Genomic DNA, 17970 nt, shown 5'->3' with positions numbered 1-17970 from the left:
ATCCCGTTTGACGAATGCAGTGTACAGTTTCGATCATGAGCTTGCAAGAAACCGTTTTGATGCAATTGCGCGACTGGATCCTCTCGGGCCAGTTCGAACCCGGCCAGCGCCTGGCCGAGCAGCAACTGGCCGAGCGCCTGGGTGCCTCGCGCACGCCGGTGCGCGCCGCGCTGGTGACGCTGGAGCAGGAGGGCCTGGTCGAGGCGAACGAGACCGGCAAGTACCTGGTGCGCCAGTTCACCGCGCAGGAGGTGGTGGACGCGATCGCCGTGCGCGGGCACCTGGAGGGCATGGCCGCGCGGCTGGTGGCCGAGCACGGCATGCCGCGCGCGTTGCAGAACGATCTGCAGGCCATGCTCGACGAGGGCGACCGGCTCCTGGCCGACAACCCGCTCACGCTGGAGAGCTACGCGGCCTACGCGCGCATGAACGACCGCTTCCACGAACTCATCCTGCAGGCCTGCGGCAACCGCGCGCTGCAACGGGCCGTGGCGGTGAACGACAAGCTGCCGTTCGCGCCGGCCTCGGCCATGCTGCCCATGCAGGGCACAGTGGCCATGGACCGCGACTGGATGCTCTACGCGCACCGCCAGCACCACATGCTGTTCGAGGCGCTCAAGCGGGGAGAGGGCGCGCGGGCCCAGGCCCTGGCGATCGAGCACACGCAGGTGGCGCAGATGAACATGCGCCTGGCCCTGGAGCGGCGCAGCGAGAGCGAGCAGGTGATGCCCTTGATGAAGCTGGTGGTGGGCTGAGGCCGGCGAAACGCTCGAGCGGTATCCGCATTTGCTTGGCCGCACAGGTCATAAGCCCTTTCGGGCAGTGGCTTCAGAATGGGCGCGTCGGCGGCGTTGATGCCGCCACCGTCCCATTGGAGCCGCTCTTCATGACCACCCTGTTCGAACCCACCACCGCCGGCGACATCGCCCTCAAGAACCGCGTCGTGATGGCGCCGCTGACGCGCAACCGTGCGCCCCATGCGGTGCCCACGCCGCTGATGGCGACCTACTACCGCCAGCGCGCCAGCGCCGGCCTGCTGATCACCGAGGCCACCGCCATCAGCCACCAGGGCCAGGGCTACGCCGACGTGCCGGGCCTGTACGCGCCCGAGCAGATCGCAGGCTGGAAGCGCGTGACCGACGCCGTGCACCAGGCCGGCGGCAAAATCGTCACGCAGATGTGGCACGTGGGCCGCGTATCGCACACCGAGCTGCAGCCCGGTAAGGGCGCGCCCGTCGCGCCCTCGGCCGTGACGGCCAGGACCAAGACCGTGCTGATCGTCGACGGTGTGCCGACCTTCGTCGAGACCTCCGAGCCGCGCGCATTGCGCACCGACGAACTGCCGGGCATCGTCGAGGACTACCGCCGCGCCGCGCTCGCGGCCATCGAGGCGGGCTTCGACGGTGTCGAGATCCACGCGGCCAACGGCTACCTGCTGGATCAGTTCCTCAAGACCGGCGCCAACCAGCGCACCGATGCCTACGGCGGCTCCATCGAGAACCGCGCCCGCCTGCTGCTGGAGGTGGTGCGTGCCGTGACCGGCGCCATCGGCGCGGGCCGCACCGGCATCCGCCTCTCACCCGTCACACCGGCCAACGACATCGTCGACGCCGACCCGCAGCCGCTGTTCGAGTACGTGGTGCGCCAGCTCGGCCCGCTGGGCCTGGCCTACGTGCACGTCATCGAGGGCGCCACCGGCGGCCCACGCCAGCTCGACGACCGCCCCTTCGACTACGCCGCGCTGCGCCAGGCCTGGCGCGACGCGGGCGGCAAGGGCGCGTGGATGGTCAACAACGGCTACGACCTCGCGCTGGCCGAGCAGTCGCTGAAAGACGGTGCGGACCTCGTGGCCTTCGGCAAGCCCTTCATCGCCAACCCGGACCTGGTGGCGCGCCTGCGCCAGGGCGGCCCCTTCAACCCGCCCGACAAGGCCACCTTCTACGGCGGCGGCGAGAAGGGCTACACCGACTACCCGGCTCTGGCCGGCGCCTGAGGCCGGCCGCCGGGCGGTGTCAGCGAAGGTCCGGGCGGGCCAGCACGGCCTGTTTCAACTGCTCCGACAGCTGCGAGGCCGCGCGCCGCCCGGCCAGGCCGAAGTCGCTCTTGAATTCCGCGAACTCGGCCGTGCCCTTGGCCTGCACCTTCAGCGGCGCCAGCGGCTGACCCGCGGCGTCCGCGACCGCGCAGCTCAGCTCGATGCCGAATTCCGTGGGCGGCCAGGTGAAGATCGACGGCGAGGACGAGGTCGTGACGACGCTCGGTGTGTAGACGACGCTGGCACCCAGCTCGTTGATCGCCTTGGCGTCGTTGGCCGCGGAGACCACGAAGACGTCGCTGTAGACGGCGCGCAGCGCGTCGCGGATCGCCTTTTCCAGGTCCCGGTAGGGAAAGTAGCTGATCTTGTCGCCGCCACCGCCGGGCGTGACGACCTCGCGCGCGCGGTCCGCATCGGTCATGACATAGGCCGCCTTGCGCGCACTCAGGCCGGCTTCGTTGCGCACCGGGGTCTCGAGCGGGCCGATGCCGATGGGATGGGCGCAGGCAGCCATCAATGCCGCAAAGGCCAGCGCGGCCGTCAATCGCGCGATTCGAACGACATGCATGAAGCGCTCCTGGAAGATCAAGGTTGCAGGGCGGCCTGGAAGGCCGGGTCGGTATAGACGTTGCGCAACAGCGCGCGCACCAGGGTGGGGTACTCGGCCTGGGCGCGCGGCACGGCCACGTTGGCGGCCAGGTGGCTGGGGAAACTCGTGTTGGCTTCGTAGGTCTTGTCCAGGCGCGTCTGGCCGGCGCGCGTGACGACCAGGCGCACGCGCATGAAGCCGGTGCCGGTGGAGACGCCCGAGACGTCGAAGTCGTTCTTGAGCAGCGTGGCATCCAGCCGCGTGGACGCATTCGGGTCCAGGCGGCGCAGCTCGGTGAGGTCGGTGCGCAGGGCCGACTCAAGATAGGCCGCAAAGCCACTGCCCTGCGGCGCGAAGGGCGCGCCACGCAGCGTCAGGCGGTTGACCGGGTGGTCCGGGTCGCGTGGCTCGACCGTTCCAAGGGCGACGGGCGCCAAGCCCTGGACCTTGAGCCGGTCCAGGCTGGGGTAGTCCGGGCTGTAGGCCGGCACGGCGAAAGTGGCGCAGCCCGCCACCAGCGCAGCGGCCAGACAGGCCGCCAGCGCACGTACATTGTTCATGTTCTCCTCCACCCGCTGTCGAGAGCGGGCAATATGCTAGCGCAGAGCGGCGGGACATCTGGGTATGCTTCTGCCCCATGAAGCTCTACAACTACTTCCGCTCCTCCGCCTCGTTTCGCGTGCGCATCGCGCTCAACCTCAAGGGCCTGCCCTATGAGTACGTGCCGGTGCACATCGCGCGCGGCGAGCACAAGCAGGCGGCCTGGGCCGGCCAGTTGCCCGAAGGCCTGGTGCCCTCGCTGGAGCTGGACGATGGCACGCTGCTGACGCAGTCCATGGCCATCATCGAGTACCTGGACGAGACGCAGCCCGGCGCGAAGCTGCTGCCGGCCGACGCCCTGGGCCGCGCCCGCGTGCGCGCGCTGTCGCAGATCGTGGCCTGCGAGATCCACCCGATCAATAACCTGCGCGTGCTCAAGTACCTCGTCCACGAACTGAAGGTGGAGGAAGAGCCCAAGAACACCTGGTACCGCCACTGGGTGCGCACGGGGCTGGAGGCCTTCGAGAAGCAACTCGCCGCCGCTCCGGCGGGGCGCTTCTGCCACGGCGACGCGCCCACCCTGGCTGATTGCTGCCTGGTGCCGCAGATCTTCAACGGCCAGCGCTTCAAGGTCGACTTCAGCGGCCTGCCGCGCACCATGGCCGCGTTCGAGGCCTGCATGGCGCTCGACGCCTTCCAGCGGGCACAGCCCTCGGCCTGCCCCGACGCCGAGGCCTGATGGCCGACAGCGCCACCGCCCTCCCTCAGCCCATCGCGCCCGATTGGCCGGCGCCCGCCGGCGTGCGCGCGCTGTGCACCGTCCGCGCGGGCGGCGTGTCGGCGCCGCCCTTCGACAGCCTCAACCTCGGCGACCACGTGCGCGACGACCCCGCCGCCGTGGCGGCCAATCGCGGGCGCCTGACCGCGCTGACTGCGCCCGCGCGCCCGGTGTTCCTGCGCCAGGTGCACGGCACCGGCGTGGTGGTGCTCGACGCCGACACGCCCGACGGCACCGAGGCCGACGCCGCGGTGGTCCACGCGCCCGGCGTGGCCGCCACCATCATGGTGGCCGATTGCCTGCCCGTGCTGTTCGCGCACACCAGCGGCCACGCGGTGGCCGCCGCGCACGCGGGCTGGCGCGGCCTGCACGGCGGTGTGCTCGAGTCCACGCTGAAGGCGCTGCGCGAGGTGGCGGGCCCGGGCGAGGTGATCGCCTGGCTGGGCCCCGCCATCGGCCCTAAGGCCTTCGAGGTGGGCGAGGAGGTGTGGGAGGCCTTCGTGACCGCCGACCGCGCGGCGGTGGACCACTTCCGCCCTCACGCCACGCGCGGCAAATGGTGGGCCGATCTGCCCGGGCTCGCCCGCCAGCGCCTGACAGCGGCCGGGCTGCGCTCGGTGCACGGCAACGACGGCAGCGCCGCCTGGTGCACCGTCAGCGACGCCTCACGGTTCTTTTCGCACCGGCGCGACGCCGCCCGGCTCGGCAGCACCGGGCGCTTCGCCGCCTGCGTCTGGCTGGGCTGAGGCGGCCGGTTCATCGGGCGCGGCAGCGTCCGCACGGGCCGCGTCCTCGGCCGCTTCGCGCGCCTTGATCGCCCTGCGGCGCTGCGGCGCGCGCATCACGTAAACCACGATGCCGACGGGCAGGATGCCGTAAAGAAAAAAGGTCACAATGCCCCCGAGCACCGTGCCGGTCGTGTTCGTGGCCTCGGCCACCGACATCATCAGGACGACATACATCCAGCCGATCACGATCAGGTACACGGCTTGCTTTCTGGTTGAGCTGCGTCAAGCCATCAATGGGCCGCGCAGGGATACTGGAACTCTCATGGAGACAAGGGCCGACACTGTAGGCCTTGCGTGAAAGCTGAGGAGACTGGCATGGCATCGGGCAACAAGAACGACACGACCGACTGGGCTCAGGCGGCGCAACAGTTCCAGCAAAACCTGGTGCAGCAATGGACGCAACTGGCGCAGCGTTTTCCCGGCGTGGCGGGGCAGGCGGTGCCCACGCCCGACGCCTGGTCTGCCTTCCAGGCCTTCATGCCGCCCGCGCAAGGCGCCGCGCCCATGGGCATGCCCGCCTTGAACGAGCTGTTCCAGCAGGCCGCCGGCACCCCGGCCTCGTTCGATCCGGCCACGCTGCTCGAGATCCAGCAGAACTACCTGAAGGACGCCGTGGCCCTGTGGAACCAGGGCCTGTCCGCCAAGCCCGAGGGCGACCGCCGCTTCGCCGCCGACGCGTGGGCCGCCAACCCGGTGTCGGCTTTCACCGCCGCCACCTACCTGCTCAACGCGCGCACGCTCATGACCATGGCCGAGGCCGTGCAGGGCGACGCCAAGACCCGGGCCCGCGTGCGCTTCGCCGTGCAGCAGTGGATCGACGCCAGCGCGCCGAGCAACTTCCTGGCCTTCAACGCCGAGGCGCAGAAGAAGGCCATCGAGACCCAGGGCGAGAGCATCGCCAAAGGCGTGGCCAACCTGTTGCACGACATCAAGCAGGGCCACGTGTCCATGACGGACGAGAGCGTCTTCGAGGTGGGCAGGAACGTGGCCACCACCGAAGGCGCGGTGGTGTTCGAGAACGAACTGTTCCAGCTCATCGAGTACAAGCCGCTCACGGCCAAGGTGTACGAGCGGCCTTTCCTGCTGGTACCGCCCTGCATCAACAAGTTCTACATCCTCGACCTGCAGCCCGAGAACTCGCTCATCCGCTACGCGGTGGAGCAGGGTCACCGCACCTTCGTGGTGAGCTGGCGCAACCCCGACGAATCGCTCGCGAAGACCACCTGGGATCAGTACATCGAGGACGCCGTCATCAAGGCCATCGACGTGGTGCGCGACATCAGCGGCGCCGAGGACATCAACGCCCTTGGCTTCTGCGTCGGCGGCACCATGCTCGGCACGGCGCTGGCCGTGCTGGCGGCGCGCGGGCAGCAGCCGGTGCACAGCGCCACCTTCCTCACCACGCTGCTCGACTTCTCCGACACCGGCATCCTCGACGTGTTCATCGACGAGAACTTCGTCCAGTTCCGCGAGATGCAGTTCAACGGCGGCGGCCTCATGCCCGGGCGCGACCTTGCCACCACCTTCAGCTTCCTGCGGCCCAACGACCTGGTGTGGAACTACGTGGTGGGCAACTACCTCAAGGGCGAAACCCCGCCGCCATTCGACCTCTTGTACTGGAACTCCGACAGCACCAACCTGCCCGGGCCGTACTACGCCTGGTACCTGCGCCACATGTACCTGCAGAACGACCTGATCAAGCCCGGCGAGGTCACCGTGTGCGGGCAGAAGATCGACTTCCGCCAGGTCAAGCTGCCGGTCTACATCTACGGCTCGCGCGAGGACCACATCGTGCCCATCGGCGGGGCCTACGGCAGCACGCAGCTGTTCCCGGGCAAGAAGCGCTTCGTCATGGGCGCCTCGGGCCACATCGCGGGCGTCATCAACCCCGCCAACAAGGGCAAGCGCAGCCACTGGACCTCATCGGGCACCAGCTTCCCCAAGGACGTGAAGGACTGGATCGCCAAGGCCACCGAACACCCGGGCAGTTGGTGGGGCGATTGGGCCGCCTGGCTCAAGCCACTGGCGGGCAAGCAGATTCCCGCGCCCAAGGCCTATGGCCGGGGCAGGGCCTACGGCGCCATCGAGCCGGCGCCAGGCCGATACGTCAAGGCGAAAGCCTGAACCACCCCATTCGAATCACTCAGGAGAAACCATGGAAGACATCGTCATCGTCGCCGCCGCCCGCACCGCCGTCGGCAAGTTCGGCGGCGCGCTCGCCAAGACGCCCGCCACCGAGCTCGGCGCCACCGTCATCAAGGCCCTGCTGGAACGCACCGGCCTGCCCAACGACGCCATCGGCGAAGTGATCATGGGCCAGGTGCTGGCGGCCGGCGTGGGCCAGAATCCCGCGCGCCAGGCACTGATGAAGGCCGGCATCGCCAAGGAAACGCCCGGGCTCACCATCAACGCGGTGTGCGGCTCGGGCCTCAAGGCCGTGATGCTCGCGGCCCAGGCCATCCAGACCGGCGACAGCGAGATCGTCATCGCCGGTGGCCAGGAGAACATGAGCGCCGCGCCGCACGTGCTCAATGGCAGCCGCGACGGCCAGCGCATGGGCGACTGGAAGATGACCGACACCATGATCGTGGACGGCCTGTGGGACGTCTACAACCAGTACCACATGGGCATCACCGCCGAGAACGTGGCCAAGGCCCACGGCATCACGCGCGACATGCAGGACGCCCTGGCCCTGGGCAGCCAGCAGAAGGCCGCCGCCGCGCAGGACGCCGGCCGCTTCAAGGACGAGATCGTGGGCGTGGCCATTCCTCAGAAGAAGGGCGACCCGCTGATCTTCGACGCCGACGAGTTCATCAACAAGAAGACCAGCGCCGACGCGCTGGCCGGCTTGCGCCCCGCCTTCGACAAGGCGGGCACGGTCACGGCCGGCAACGCCAGTGGCATCAACGACGGCGCCGCTGCCGTGGTGGTGATGACGGCGAAGAAGGCGGCGTCGCTGGGCCTCAAGCCCCTGGCGCGCATCGCGGCCTATGGCACCAGCGGTCTGGACCCGGCCACCATGGGCATGGGCCCCGTGCCCGCCTCGAAGAAGGCGCTGGCGCGCGCGGGCTGGAAGGCCGCCGACATCGATCTGTTCGAGCTCAACGAGGCCTTCGCGGCCCAGGCCTGCGCGGTGAACAAGGCACTCGACATCGACCCGGCGCGCGTGAACGTCAACGGCGGCGCCATCGCCATCGGGCACCCGATCGGTGCATCCGGCTGCCGCGTGCTCGTGACCCTGTTGCACGAAATGCAGCGCCGCGACGCCAAGCGCGGCCTCGCGGCCTTGTGCATCGGTGGCGGCATGGGGGTTTCCCTCGCTGTGGAGCGCTGAGCGCCCAGATAGCATGAAGGCATTCAACAACAACGTTTAGGAAGGTCAACATGGCACAGAAGGTTGCATACGTCACCGGCGGCATGGGGGGCATCGGCACCGCCATCTGCCAGCGCCTGCACAAGGAAGGCTTCAAGGTCATCGCCGGCTGCGGCCCCACGCGCGACTTCCAGAAGTGGCTCGACGAGCAGAAGGCACAGGGCTTCACCTTCCACGCCAGCGTGGGCAATGTGGCCGAGTGGGACTCCACCGTGGCCGCGTTCTCCAAGGCCAAGGCCGACCATGGCTCCATCGACGTGCTGGTCAACAACGCGGGTATCACGCGCGACCGCATGTTCCTCAAGATGACGCGCGAGGACTGGGACGCGGTGATCAGCACCAACCTCAACTCCATGTTCAACGTGACCAAACAGGTCGTGCCCGACATGGTGGAAAAGGGCTGGGGCCGCATCATCAACATCAGCTCGGTCAACGGCGAGAAGGGCCAGGCGGGCCAGACCAACTACTCGGCCGCCAAGGCCGGCATGCACGGCTTCACCATGGCGTTGGCGCAGGAGCTGGCCAACAAGGGCGTCACGGTGAACACCGTGAGCCCGGGCTACATCGGCACCGACATGGTCAAGGCCATCCGCACCGACGTGCTCGACAAGATCGTCGCCACCGTGCCGGTCAAGCGCCTGGGCGAACCGAGCGAGATCGCATCGATCATCGCCTGGCTGGCGGGCGACGAGGCGGGCTATTCCACCGGAGCCGATTTCTCGGTGAACGGTGGGCTGCACATGGGCTGAGGCTTGCGGTGGCCCGTCTGAGGCGGTAGAGTAAGGATTCCTTGCTCTACCGCTTTTTCATGCTTGCCAAGCTCACCTCCAAGAACCAGCTGACGCTCCCCAAGGCGGCCACCGAGGCTGTGGGCGCGGCTGAGTACTTCGAGGTGGACGTGCGCGCGGGCCAGATCGTGCTGACGCCCGTGCGCTTGCAGCGTGCGGACGCCGTGCGCGCCAAGCTGAGCGAACTCGCCATCGACGCCAAGGACATCGCCGGTGCCGTGGCCTGGGCCCGTGGCGCCCCGGCGCCCGAGGCTCTGCGCGTATCCGAGCCCGAAGGGCCGGCATACGCAGGCGCCACGGCCCGCCCCCTCGCCGGCAAGAAGCGCAAGCCCCGCGCATGAGCGGTGCGCCACCGCGTGTGGTGCTCGACACCAACGTCGTCCTGTCTGCCCTGGTGTTTGGCGGTGGCGTGGCCGGCGTGTTGCGCCAGGCCTGGCAGCAGGGGGTATTCACGCCCCTGGTGAGTACGGACACCGTGCGCGAACTCCTGCGTGTCCTGGCCTACCCGCGTTTTCGCCTGAATGAGAGCGACCAGGAATCGTTGTTGGCGGACTACCTTCCGCATGCCGAGGTGGTGCGCGTGCCACAGCCGCCACCGCTGGTGCCCGATTGCCGCGACCCGGCGGACCTGCCGTTCCTGCAGCTGGCAATGGCCGGGCGTGCGCGCTGGCTGGTGTCTGGTGATGGCGATCTGCTGAGCTTGGCGGATGCGTTTCGTTCGCGCCCCGCCTGCCGCATCGTCACACTGGCGGCATTCGCCCGGGACATGCGGCTGTCGGCGCATTGAATCAGCGCCGCGCCCCCGGCCGGTTCGCCATCAGCAACTCATACAGCCCCTGCGCCGCCGACGACAGCGCCCGGTCGGCGCGGCGCACCAGGAACACCTGGCGCTTGAGGCCGGCCGACACCACCGGGCGCGCGCGCAGGTCCTTGTGGTCGAAGTGAAAGAGCGTGAGTGAGGGCACGATCGAGATGCCCAGGCCCTCGCGCACCATGGCGGCCACCGAGCTGAGCTGCTCCAGCTCCAGCAGGGTTTGCAGCCGGTTCGGGTAGATCGCCGCCTCCACGTGTTGGCGCACGCTGCTGGAGCGCGCCAGCTGAATGATGGGCCAGGCGCCAAGTTCGGACAGCTTGAGCCGGCCCGTCTCGGCGGCCAGGGGATGGTCCTTGCGGAAGACGGCGTGGAAGGCGTCGGCGCAGAAGCGCTCGGTGCGCAGCCCCCCGACGTTGGCGCGCGTCGAGGCCAGCGCGAAGTCGGCGTGACCGGCCTGCACACGCGCCACGCAGCCATCGGACAGCACGTCGGCCACGTCGAGTTCGATGCCCGGGTGCTCGCGGTGGAACCGCGCCAGCAGCGGTGGCAGCCAGCCGGCGGCGAGCGAGGGCAGGGCCGCGATGGCCACGCGACCGCGCCGCCGCGCCACGTGGTCGCGCACATCGGACACCGCGTCCTCGGCGTCGCGCAGCAGGCGCAACGCCGCCTCCAGGAAGGCCGCGCCCTCGGTGGTGAGCTCCACCTGCCGAGTGGTGCGGTCGAACAGGCGGCCGCCCACGTGCTCCTCCAGCGAGCGGATGAGCGCCGAGAACGCCGGTTGCGACAGGTGGCACAACGCGGCCGCGCGCGTGAAGTGACGTTGCTCGGCCAGCGCCACGAAGGCGCGCAGTTCGCGGGTCGACAGATTGAGCTGCATGGCCGATGAATGTATCGGCATTTGCGGGCGTTGCTGATCGCGCTGCTGCCGGACTGGGACCTTTCCCGTGAAGCCGATGCGGCCACGGGTTATCTGGAACGGGTCGCGAAAGCCCGGGGCCAGTGAACCCGCTCAGGCCTCGACGGCCAGTCCGAACAGCTTCTTGATCTCCACCACCGCGCCATTGAGATTGGCGGCGGCCACCACGCTTTCGAGGAAAACGTCGATGCCCTCGATGAGCCGCTTGAGCGCGTCGCGCACGCTTCTGATCCGCTCGGGCAGCGATGGTGCATTGGCAACGGCTGTCGCCGCCGCCGATCGGGCCGGCGCGTCCACGCGGGCCTGCCAGCGCTGCCCCTCAGGGTCGGCCAGGCGCTGGTCCCGCAGGCGATAGAAGCACTCCAGCAGATAGCGCACCGCAAACAGTTTCAGCGTCAATTGCGCGCCGTACAAGCCGTGCCTGGCCAGGTCGTCCTCGGACACGTCCTTGATGCGGCCCACCCAGCCGCTGTCATCGAAGTCCCGGCGAAAGGAGGGCCAGGCGTCGCGCAGGTGAGCGCGCATGGCGCTGTCCAACAGGAGGGGCTGTCTCAGGTCTTCCTTGAGTGCCTCCAGGAAATCCAGCAGCCAGTGCATGAAGCTTTCGATCTCGAGGCGGGCCTCGTCGGCCTGGGCGGTTTCCATGGACGCTCCCATTCGGTGTCACCCGGTGCGGGCTCCGCCATTGTGAGAAGGGCCCGTGGCGCCGCCCAGTACCGATGGTCGGCGAGGCGCGCATGAAAAAAGGGAGCCGACGGCTCCCTTCTTCCGGATCGACCCGATCAGAGCGAGTCGATGAAGCTGCGCAGCTTGTCGCTGCGGCTGGGGTGCTTGAGCTTGCGCACCGCCTTGCTCTCGATCTGGCGGATGCGCTCGCGCGTCACGTCGAACTGCTTGCCCACTTCTTCCAGCGTGTGGTCGGTGGACATCTCGATGCCGAAGCGCATGCGCAGCACCTTGGCCTCGCGCGGCGTGAGGCTGTCGAGGATCTCCTTCACCACCTCGCGCAGGCCGGCCTGCATGGCGGCCTCGATCGGAGCGGTGTTGGTGGTGTCCTCGATGAAGTCGCCCAGGTGCGAATCGTCGTCGTCGCCGATGGGGGTTTCCATCGAGATCGGCTCCTTCGCGATCTTCATGATCTTGCGGATCTTGTCCTCGGGCATCTCCATCTTCTCGGCCAGGATGGACGCATCGGGCTCGAAGCCGAACTCCTGCAGGTGCTGGCGGCTGATGCGGTTCATCTTGTTGATGGTCTCGATCATGTGCACCGGGATGCGGATCGTGCGCGCCTGGTCGGCGATCGAGCGCGTGATGGCCTGGCGGATCCACCAGGTGGCGTAGGTCGAGAATTTGTAGCCGCGGCGGTACTCGAACTTGTCCACCGCCTTCATCAGGCCGATGTTGCCTTCCTGGATCAGGTCGAGGAACTGCAGGCCGCGGTTGGTGTACTTCTTCGCGATCGAGATCACCAGGCGCAGGTTGGCCTCGATCATTTCCTTCTTGGCGTCGCGCGAGGAGGCCTCGCCGTTGTTCATGCGCTTGTGGATGTCCTTCAGGTGGTCGATGGGCACCACGACGCTGTTCTGGATGTCGATCAGGCCTTGCTGCAGCTCCTGCACCGGCGGGATGTTGCGCTCGAGGATGACACTCCAGGGCTTGCCCGCGGCGGCCTGCTTCTCCACCCACTTGAGGTTGAGCAGGTTGGGCGGGAAGTCCTTGATGAAGGTTTCCTGCGGCATGCCGCACTTGTCCACGATGATGCGGCGCAGCTCGCGCTCCTTCTTGCGGATCTCGTCGACCTGGCCGCGCACCGTGCTGCACAGCTTCTCGATCGCCTTGGCCGTGAAGCGGATGGTCATCAGCTTCTCGGTGATGGCCTGCTGCGTCTTCACGTAGACGGCACCGCCGTAGCCTTCCTTGTCGTAGGTCTTGTGCAGCTTCTCGAACATGCCGCGCAGCGCGTCGAAGCGTTCCAGCGCCTCGCGCTTGAGTTCCTCGAGCTTGCGCGTGAGCGCCTTGGAGCCGCCCTTGCCGTCGTCGTCGTCGGCCTCGTCGTAGTCGTCGAAGTCTTCCTCGGCCACGTAGTCGTCGGCCTCGTCGGCGTCGGCAAAGCCGTCCACCACGGTGGAGATGACGACTTTGCCTTCGCGGATTTCCTCGGCCATGGCCAGGATCTCGGCGATGGTGGCGGGCGACTCGCTGATCGCCTCCATCATGCTGTGCAGGCCGCCCTCGATGCGCTTGGCGATCTCGATCTCGCCTTCGCGCGTGAGCAGTTCCACCGTGCCCATCTCGCGCATGTACATGCGCACCGGGTCGGTGGTGCGGCCGAATTCGCTGTCCACGGTGGACAGGGCGGCCTCGGCTTCCTCTTCCGCTTCCTCTTCGGTGGCGGCGGTGGGGCCGGTGTTGTTGAGCAGCAGGGTCTCGGCGTCGGGCGTCTGTTCGTAGACGGCCACGCCCATGTCGTTGAGCAGCGAGACCACGACTTCCAGGGTCTCGGCCTCGACGAGCTTGTCGGGCAGGTGGTCGTTGATCTCGCCGTGCGTGAGGTAGCCGCGCGTCTTGCCCAGCTTGATCAGGGTCTTGAGGCGTTCGCGGCGGGCGCGGGCTTCTTCTTCGGACAGGATGGTTTCATCCAGGCCGAATTCCTTCATCAGCGCGCGTTCCTTCGCCTTGCTGATCTTCATGCGCAGCGGCTTGGCCTTCTCGGTCGGCTGCGTTTCGTCGACGGCCGCTACTTCCTCGGGCAGTTCCTCGCCACCCAGGTCTTCGTCGATGTCGGAGAGGTCGGCGTCGTCGAGGTCTTCCCCGGCCTTGCCGCCCTTGGCATCGGCCTTGGGCTTGCGGCCGCGCTTGGCGGCGGGCTTGTCGGCCGCGGCCTTGGCGGGGCGGCCGGGTTTCTTCTTCGCCGGCGCGTCCTCGAGCAATTCCTCGCTCAGGGCCTCGGGCTTGGCTTTCTTGGCGGTGCTGCTGGCGGTCGTCTTGGCGGCGGCCTTCTTGGCCGGTGCGGCCGTGGCGGCGGCTTTGGTGGGGGTCTTGGTCGTCACTGCGGGGGCTTTCTTGGGGGCGGCCACCGGTTTTGCCTTGGCGGGAGCGGCCTTCTTGGCGGCGGTCTTGGTAGCGGCAGCGGACGGACTGGCTTTCTTCGTGGGCATGGACACCTCAAAAAAACGTCGATGGGACCGGCAGAACACTCAACAGCCGCCAGAAGACCCTACATGGGGTCGAACCGGTGGTTTTGGAAGAGCACGAACCCACCACGGGCCGGTGCGGGCGGGTCGGCAAGCTGTCGGGCGATCATTTGGTGTGCAGTCCTTGCGGGGTTCCGCGCGCCCGGGGAGGGCGGGGTGGCCAGGCTGGGTTGCCATGTAGCCCTTGCAGGAGGGCCGGGCCGGTGCCGGAGGTGCTGCTGTCGCGCTTGCGGTGCAACCCAGGATTATACCGGGGCGGCCCCGATCTGGTGTTCCAGAGCCTTGCGTTGTGCCTGAATGTCGGCATAACGCCGCAGTTCGGCCGGGTCGCTGCCGGCGCGGGCGATGGCCTCGACCTCCAGCGCCTTCAGGTGCTCGATGCGCAGGCGCAGCATGACGCCGGCCAGTTCCTCGGCGTCCTCCTCCGCACCCGGCGTCAGGGCGCAGTGCTCGACCTGCTGGCAGGCCAGGGCCTCGTGCTCGTGGCCGCGCAAGGCCTCGCGCAGAGCCGCCCAGGGCTGGTGACCGTGCTCGTGCAACTGCGCCTCCAGCCAGGCGAACAGGGGGCCGTGCGGGGCGGGCAGCGCGGCCAGCAGGTGGTGGTCGTCGGCGGAGAGCTGGTCCCAGGACTGGGTGTTGGACAGCAGCAGGCCCAGGGCGCGATCCTCCCGGCTCATCAGGCCGCGTCGCCCGCTCCGTGCACGGCCTTGCCAGGCGTGCTGGGTCGCGGCCTGTCGCTGGCGGCGCGTGCCACGGGCCTCGTACCCGCCGGCCTGCCGGTACCCGCCGGCGTGCTCGTAACCCGGCTCGCGCTCGTGGGCCTGGTCGTGTTCCCCGGGTTCCTGGCGTGCTCGGGCCGAGCGCGGTGCGCCACCGGTCGGGCCGCGGCCGCCCGAAGGCGCCCACAGGCGCAGCAGGTCTTGCGCGTCCAGCGCAGCGGTGTGGGCGATGTCGGCCAGCAACTGGCTCTTGAGCGCCCCCTCGGGCAGCGCGCTCCACAGTGGGCGCGCCTGGCTGGCCATGCGCGCGCGGCCCTCGGCGGTGTCGAGCTCGCAGTCGGCGCTGGCGGCGTCCAGCAGGAAACGCGACAGCGGCACGGCCTCCTTCACGCGCGCGGCGAAGGCCTCGGTGCCGTGCTCGCGGATGAAGCTGTCGGGGTCGTGCTCGGTGGGCAGGAACAGGAACTTCACGCTGCGCGTGTCGCTGGCCCAGGGCAGGGCAGCGTCCAGGGCCTTGCGCGCGGCGCGCCGGCCGGCGGCGTCGCCGTCGAAGCTGAACACCACCGCGTCGGTGAAGCGAAAGAGCTTTTGCACGTGGTCGGCCGTACAGGCCGTGCCCAGCGTGGCCACGGCGTTGCCGAAGCCCAGTTGCGCGAGCGCGACCACGTCCATGTAACCCTCGGTCACCAAGGCGTAGCCATGCTGGCGGATGGCGGTGCGGGCCTCGAACAGGCCGTAGAGTTCGCGGCCCTTGCTGAAGACGGGGGTCTCGGGCGAGTTGAGGTACTTGGGCTCGCCCTTGTCGAGCACGCGCCCGCCGAAGCCGATGCACTCGCCCTTGACGTTGCGGATGGGAAACATCACGCGGTCGCGGAAGCGGTCGTAGCGCTTGGCCTGGCCGTCCTGGCCTTTCTCATCGGCGTGCTCGATCACCAGGCCCGACTCGACCAGCAGCGGCGACTGGTAGTCGGGGAACACGCCGGCCAGGTGGCGCCAGCCCTCGGGCGCGTAGCCCAGGCCGAAGACTTTGGCGATCTGGCCCGACAGGCCACGGCCCTTGAGGTAGTCGATGGCGCGGGGCGAGGCCTTCAGTGCCTTCTGGTAGTCGCGCGCGGCCTTGTCCAGCACGTCGTTGAGCGTGGCCTGCTGCTGGCGCTGTTGCGCGGCGCGCTCGCGGTCCTGGGGCGAGGCGCCGTCGTCGGGCACCTGCAGGCCCACCTGCGCGGCCAGGTCCTTCACGGCCTCCACGAAGCCCATGCCCGCGTGCTCCATGAGGAAGCCGATGGCGTTGCCATTGGCCCCGCAGCCGAAGCAGTGATAGAACTGCTTGGACGGGCTGACGCTGAAGGACGGCGACTTCTCGCCGTGAAAGGGGCACAGCCCCATGAAGTTGGCACCGCCTTTCTTGAGCTGCACGTAGCGGCCCACCACGTCGACCACGTCGACGCGGTTGAGCAGTTCCTGGATGAAGCTCTGAGGGATGGCCATATTGAAGGGTGGCTAGCTTACCCCCTGGGGCCATCGGCATCAGTCGCCCGCGACGATGCCCTCGCGCCGCGGGTCAGCACCGCCCAGCCAGCGGCTACCACGTCGCACCAGGGCCTGCGCGCCGCTGGTCATCTCCACCGTCTGCACCGTATGGCCCAGGGCGCGCAGGGCCTGCACGGTGGCTTCGGGAAAGCGGTTGAGCTCCAGCATCAGCGGCCCGCCCAGCGTGCCGAAGTTGGGCAGGTCCAGCGCGGCCTGCGGGTGCAGGTTCCAGTGCAGCGTGCCGTGCAGGGCCTTGGCCGTGTAGTGAATGATCAGCCCGCCGCCCGGGCTGCCCGCGCTCATGATCGGCTCGCCCGTCTGCGCGTCGAACACCAGCGTGGGCGCCATGGACGAGCGCGGGCGCTTGCCCGGCTGCACGCGGTTGGCGATCGGGCGACCCTGCGCATCGGCGGGCGCGAAGCTGAAGTCGGTGAGTTCGTTGTTGAGCAGGAAGCCGCCGGGGCGCGCGGGGTTGGTGCTCACCATGAGCCGCGCGCCGAAGGCCGATTCGATGGTGGTTGTCATGGCCAGCGCCTGGCCCTGGCCATCGACGATGCTGATGTGGCTGGTGCCGGCCTCGGGCTGCGGCGGCATGGGTGCGTAGGCCAGTGGCGTGCCGGCGGGGCGGCCCGGCTCGGCGTTCGGCAGGCGCTGCGGGCCGATGAGCGTGGCGCGCGCGTTCAGGTAGTCGGGGTCGAGCAGGCTGCGCCAGTCGCCACCCGGCGCGGGCACGAAGTCGGGGTCGGCCACGTACTGGGCGCGGTCCGCGAAGGCCAGGCGCGAGGCTTCCGTGTAGGCGTGCAGCCAGTCGGCGCCGGGCAGGCCGTTGCGCAGCGAGGCCATGGCCTGCGGCGTGCGCGAGAGCAGGCCCAGGATCTGCCCGACCGCGATGCCGCCGGAGCTGGGCGGCGGGAAGCCGCAGACGCGCACCCAGCGCCCGCCGGTGCGCAGCGGGTGGCACAGGGCCTCGCGCTCGCGCGGCTGGTAGCGGCGCAGGTCGTCCTGCGTCAGCGCGCCGGGCAGGGTGGGGTGCTGGCGCACTTTCTCGACGATGGCGCGCGCGATCGGGCCTTCGACCAGTGCCTGGGGGCCGGTGGCGGCGATCTCGCGCAGCACCGCCGCGAGTTCGGGGTTGCGCAGCGTGTGGCCCACGGGGTGGGGCGTGCCGTCGGGGCGGTAGAAGTAGGCGCGCGCCACGGGGTCGGTCGGCAAGGCCTTTTCGGCGGCCAGCAGCGTGTGCAGCCGCGGGCTCACGGCGAAGCCGCGCTCGGCGAGGTCGATGGCGGGCTGGAACAGCCGCGCCCAGGGCAGGCGGCCGTGCTGGCGGTGGGCCAGCGCGAGCATGGCCACGGCGCCCGGTACACCCACCGAACGGCCGCTGGCCACGGCCTGGGCAAAGGGCATCGGCTGGCCCCGGTCGTCGAGGAACAGGCGCTCGTCCACGGCGGCGGGCGCGGTTTCTCGGCCATCGAAGGCCTGCACGCGCCGGCCGTCCCAGTGCAGCAGAAAGGCGCCACCGCCGATGCCGCTGGACTGCGGCTCCACCAGCGTGAGCACCATCTGCACCGCGATCGTCGCATCGACCGCGCTGCCCCCCTCGCGCAGGATCTGTGCGCCGGCCTCGGTGGCGAGCGGGTTGGCCGCGGCCACGGCCTGACGCTGGAACGACCAGCCAGGCTTGGCGGTGAGGCCGGAGGCCGCTTCGGGTTGGGGAGGTGAGGCCGGCGGTTGAGCGCAGGCCGCCAGCATCAGCGAGAGAAAGAGAGGCGAGAGCCAGCGCTTCATGGCGCGACTCTACGCCCGATGCATCGCCTTATCGAGGGGCGAGCCGGATGGCGCCATCCAGGCGGATCACCTCGCCATTGAGCATGTCGTTCTCGATGATGTGCTTGGCCAGCTTCGCGTA

At 69.1% G+C, this 17970-nt stretch carries 17 protein-coding genes and 1 pseudogene; 9 read left to right on the top strand and 9 right to left on the bottom strand.

Translation table 11 applies throughout. The features are described from left to right. The first annotated feature begins 35 nt into the window (after window positions 1-35). The gene (locus VLG41_RS13935; protein WP_325350003.1) at window positions 36-755 is read left to right on the top strand and encodes a GntR family transcriptional regulator; all 720 of its coding nucleotides are present in this window, start codon (window positions 36-38) and stop codon (window positions 753-755) included. Between the two features lie 131 nt (window positions 756-886). Then, a complete protein-coding gene (locus tag VLG41_RS13930) occupies window positions 887-1993 on the top strand; it encodes an alkene reductase (RefSeq protein ID WP_325350002.1) in 1107 nt (368 codons plus the stop codon). A 19-nt stretch (window positions 1994-2012) separates the two neighbouring features. Here VLG41_RS13930 and VLG41_RS13925 read toward each other — a convergent pair whose 3' ends face one another. Then, window positions 2013-2603 (bottom strand): hypothetical protein, encoded by a 591-nt coding sequence (locus VLG41_RS13925; RefSeq protein WP_325350001.1) that lies wholly within the window; start codon window positions 2601-2603, stop codon window positions 2013-2015. Window positions 2604-2620: 17 nt separating this feature from the next. Further along, on the bottom strand, window positions 2621-3184 hold the full coding sequence (locus VLG41_RS13920) for a hypothetical protein (RefSeq protein WP_325350000.1): 564 nt from the start codon (window positions 3182-3184) through the stop codon (window positions 2621-2623). A gap of 77 nt (window positions 3185-3261) precedes the next feature. Between VLG41_RS13920 and maiA the strand changes: the two genes are divergently transcribed. Both maiA and pgeF read left to right on the top strand, forming a co-directional pair. Beyond that, window positions 3262-3903 (top strand): maleylacetoacetate isomerase, encoded by a 642-nt coding sequence (gene maiA, locus VLG41_RS13915; RefSeq protein ID WP_325349999.1) that lies wholly within the window; start codon window positions 3262-3264, stop codon window positions 3901-3903. Continuing rightward, a complete protein-coding gene (gene pgeF, locus VLG41_RS13910; RefSeq protein WP_325349998.1) occupies window positions 3903-4688 on the top strand; it encodes a peptidoglycan editing factor PgeF in 786 nt (261 codons plus the stop codon). The genes maiA and pgeF overlap by 1 nt, the downstream gene beginning before the upstream one ends. Here pgeF and VLG41_RS13905 read toward each other — a convergent pair. Then, complete coding sequence (locus tag VLG41_RS13905) at window positions 4608-4928, bottom strand: hypothetical protein (RefSeq protein ID WP_325349997.1); 321 nt, start codon at window positions 4926-4928, stop codon at window positions 4608-4610. The two genes, pgeF and VLG41_RS13905, sit on opposite strands and share 81 nt — an antisense overlap. 117 nt (window positions 4929-5045) lie before the next feature. Between VLG41_RS13905 and phaC the strand changes: the two genes are divergently transcribed. Genes phaC through VLG41_RS13880 form a run of 5 tightly spaced genes read left to right on the top strand, consistent with a single transcriptional unit; the run spans window position 5046 to window position 9678 of the window. Beyond that, window positions 5046-6854 (top strand): class I poly(R)-hydroxyalkanoic acid synthase, encoded by a 1809-nt coding sequence (gene phaC, locus VLG41_RS13900; RefSeq protein ID WP_325349996.1) that lies wholly within the window; start codon window positions 5046-5048, stop codon window positions 6852-6854. A gap of 31 nt (window positions 6855-6885) precedes the next feature. After that, window positions 6886-8064, top strand: a complete 1179-nt coding sequence (locus tag VLG41_RS13895) for an acetyl-CoA C-acetyltransferase (RefSeq protein WP_325349995.1) — start codon at window positions 6886-6888, stop codon at window positions 8062-8064. 50 nt (window positions 8065-8114) lie between these two features. After that, the gene (gene phbB, locus VLG41_RS13890) at window positions 8115-8852 is read left to right on the top strand and encodes an acetoacetyl-CoA reductase (protein ID WP_325349994.1); all 738 of its coding nucleotides are present in this window, start codon (window positions 8115-8117) and stop codon (window positions 8850-8852) included. Between the two features lie 59 nt (window positions 8853-8911). Continuing rightward, complete coding sequence (locus VLG41_RS13885) at window positions 8912-9232, top strand: AbrB/MazE/SpoVT family DNA-binding domain-containing protein (RefSeq protein WP_325349993.1); 321 nt, start codon at window positions 8912-8914, stop codon at window positions 9230-9232. A 20-nt stretch (window positions 9233-9252) separates the two neighbouring features. Beyond that, window positions 9253-9678, top strand: coding sequence for a putative toxin-antitoxin system toxin component, PIN family (locus tag VLG41_RS13880; protein ID WP_325349992.1), 426 nt, complete (start codon window positions 9253-9255; stop codon window positions 9676-9678). Window position 9679: 1 nt separating this feature from the next. Here the strand turns inward: VLG41_RS13880 and VLG41_RS13875 are convergent, their stop codons facing one another. The 6 genes and pseudogenes from VLG41_RS13875 to VLG41_RS13850 form a co-directional block, all read right to left on the bottom strand. After that, entirely contained in the window at window positions 9680-10603 is a 924-nt protein-coding gene (locus tag VLG41_RS13875; RefSeq protein ID WP_325349991.1) for a LysR family transcriptional regulator, read from the bottom strand. A 111-nt stretch (window positions 10604-10714) separates the two neighbouring features. Then, the gene (locus VLG41_RS13870; RefSeq protein ID WP_325349990.1) at window positions 10715-11266 is read right to left on the bottom strand and encodes a hypothetical protein; all 552 of its coding nucleotides are present in this window, start codon (window positions 11264-11266) and stop codon (window positions 10715-10717) included. A 137-nt stretch (window positions 11267-11403) separates the two neighbouring features. Beyond that, on the bottom strand, window positions 11404-13779 hold the full coding sequence (gene rpoD / locus VLG41_RS13865; protein WP_325349989.1) for an RNA polymerase sigma factor RpoD: 2376 nt from the start codon (window positions 13777-13779) through the stop codon (window positions 11404-11406). Between the two features lie 281 nt (window positions 13780-14060). Continuing rightward, on the bottom strand, window positions 14061-16022 hold the full coding sequence (gene dnaG / locus VLG41_RS13860; RefSeq protein ID WP_325349988.1) for a DNA primase: 1962 nt from the start codon (window positions 16020-16022) through the stop codon (window positions 14061-14063). Window positions 16023-16061: 39 nt separating this feature from the next. Then, window positions 16062-17849 (bottom strand): gamma-glutamyltransferase family protein, encoded by a 1788-nt coding sequence (locus VLG41_RS13855; RefSeq protein WP_325349987.1) that lies wholly within the window; start codon window positions 17847-17849, stop codon window positions 16062-16064. A gap of 28 nt (window positions 17850-17877) precedes the next feature. Continuing rightward, window positions 17878-17970 (bottom strand): annotated as a pseudogene (locus tag VLG41_RS13850) (3-hydroxyacyl-CoA dehydrogenase); the annotation flags it as partial.

Source organism: Hydrogenophaga sp. (genome assembly GCF_035481345.1).
GTDB lineage: Bacteria > Pseudomonadota > Gammaproteobacteria > Burkholderiales > Burkholderiaceae_C > Hydrogenophaga.
Note: the sequence above shows the minus strand (reverse complement) of the source record. Positions and strands in the feature narration are given on the sequence as shown.

Excerpts from the sequence above, each read along its gene's own strand:
- VLG41_RS13935 (WP_325350003.1), top strand. The coding sequence starts at position 36 with ATGAGCTTGCAAGAAACCGTTTTGATGCAATTGCGCGACTGGATCCTC.
- VLG41_RS13930 (WP_325350002.1), top strand. The coding sequence starts at position 887 with ATGACCACCCTGTTCGAACCCACCACCGCCGGCGACATCGCCCTCAAG.
- VLG41_RS13925 (WP_325350001.1), bottom strand. The coding sequence starts at position 2,603 with ATGCATGTCGTTCGAATCGCGCGATTGACGGCCGCGCTGGCCTTTGCG.
- VLG41_RS13920 (WP_325350000.1), bottom strand. The coding sequence starts at position 3,184 with ATGAACAATGTACGTGCGCTGGCGGCCTGTCTGGCCGCTGCGCTGGTG.
- maiA (WP_325349999.1), top strand. The coding sequence starts at position 3,262 with ATGAAGCTCTACAACTACTTCCGCTCCTCCGCCTCGTTTCGCGTGCGC.
- pgeF (WP_325349998.1), top strand. The coding sequence starts at position 3,903 with ATGGCCGACAGCGCCACCGCCCTCCCTCAGCCCATCGCGCCCGATTGG.
- phaC (WP_325349996.1), top strand. The coding sequence starts at position 5,046 with ATGGCATCGGGCAACAAGAACGACACGACCGACTGGGCTCAGGCGGCG.
- VLG41_RS13895 (WP_325349995.1), top strand. The coding sequence starts at position 6,886 with ATGGAAGACATCGTCATCGTCGCCGCCGCCCGCACCGCCGTCGGCAAG.
- phbB (WP_325349994.1), top strand. The coding sequence starts at position 8,115 with ATGGCACAGAAGGTTGCATACGTCACCGGCGGCATGGGGGGCATCGGC.
- VLG41_RS13885 (WP_325349993.1), top strand. The coding sequence starts at position 8,912 with ATGCTTGCCAAGCTCACCTCCAAGAACCAGCTGACGCTCCCCAAGGCG.
- VLG41_RS13875 (WP_325349991.1), bottom strand. The coding sequence starts at position 10,603 with ATGCCGATACATTCATCGGCCATGCAGCTCAATCTGTCGACCCGCGAA.
- VLG41_RS13870 (WP_325349990.1), bottom strand. The coding sequence starts at position 11,266 with ATGGAAACCGCCCAGGCCGACGAGGCCCGCCTCGAGATCGAAAGCTTC.
- rpoD (WP_325349989.1), bottom strand. The coding sequence starts at position 13,779 with ATGCCCACGAAGAAAGCCAGTCCGTCCGCTGCCGCTACCAAGACCGCC.
- dnaG (WP_325349988.1), bottom strand. The coding sequence starts at position 16,022 with ATGGCCATCCCTCAGAGCTTCATCCAGGAACTGCTCAACCGCGTCGAC.
- VLG41_RS13855 (WP_325349987.1), bottom strand. The coding sequence starts at position 17,849 with ATGAAGCGCTGGCTCTCGCCTCTCTTTCTCTCGCTGATGCTGGCGGCC.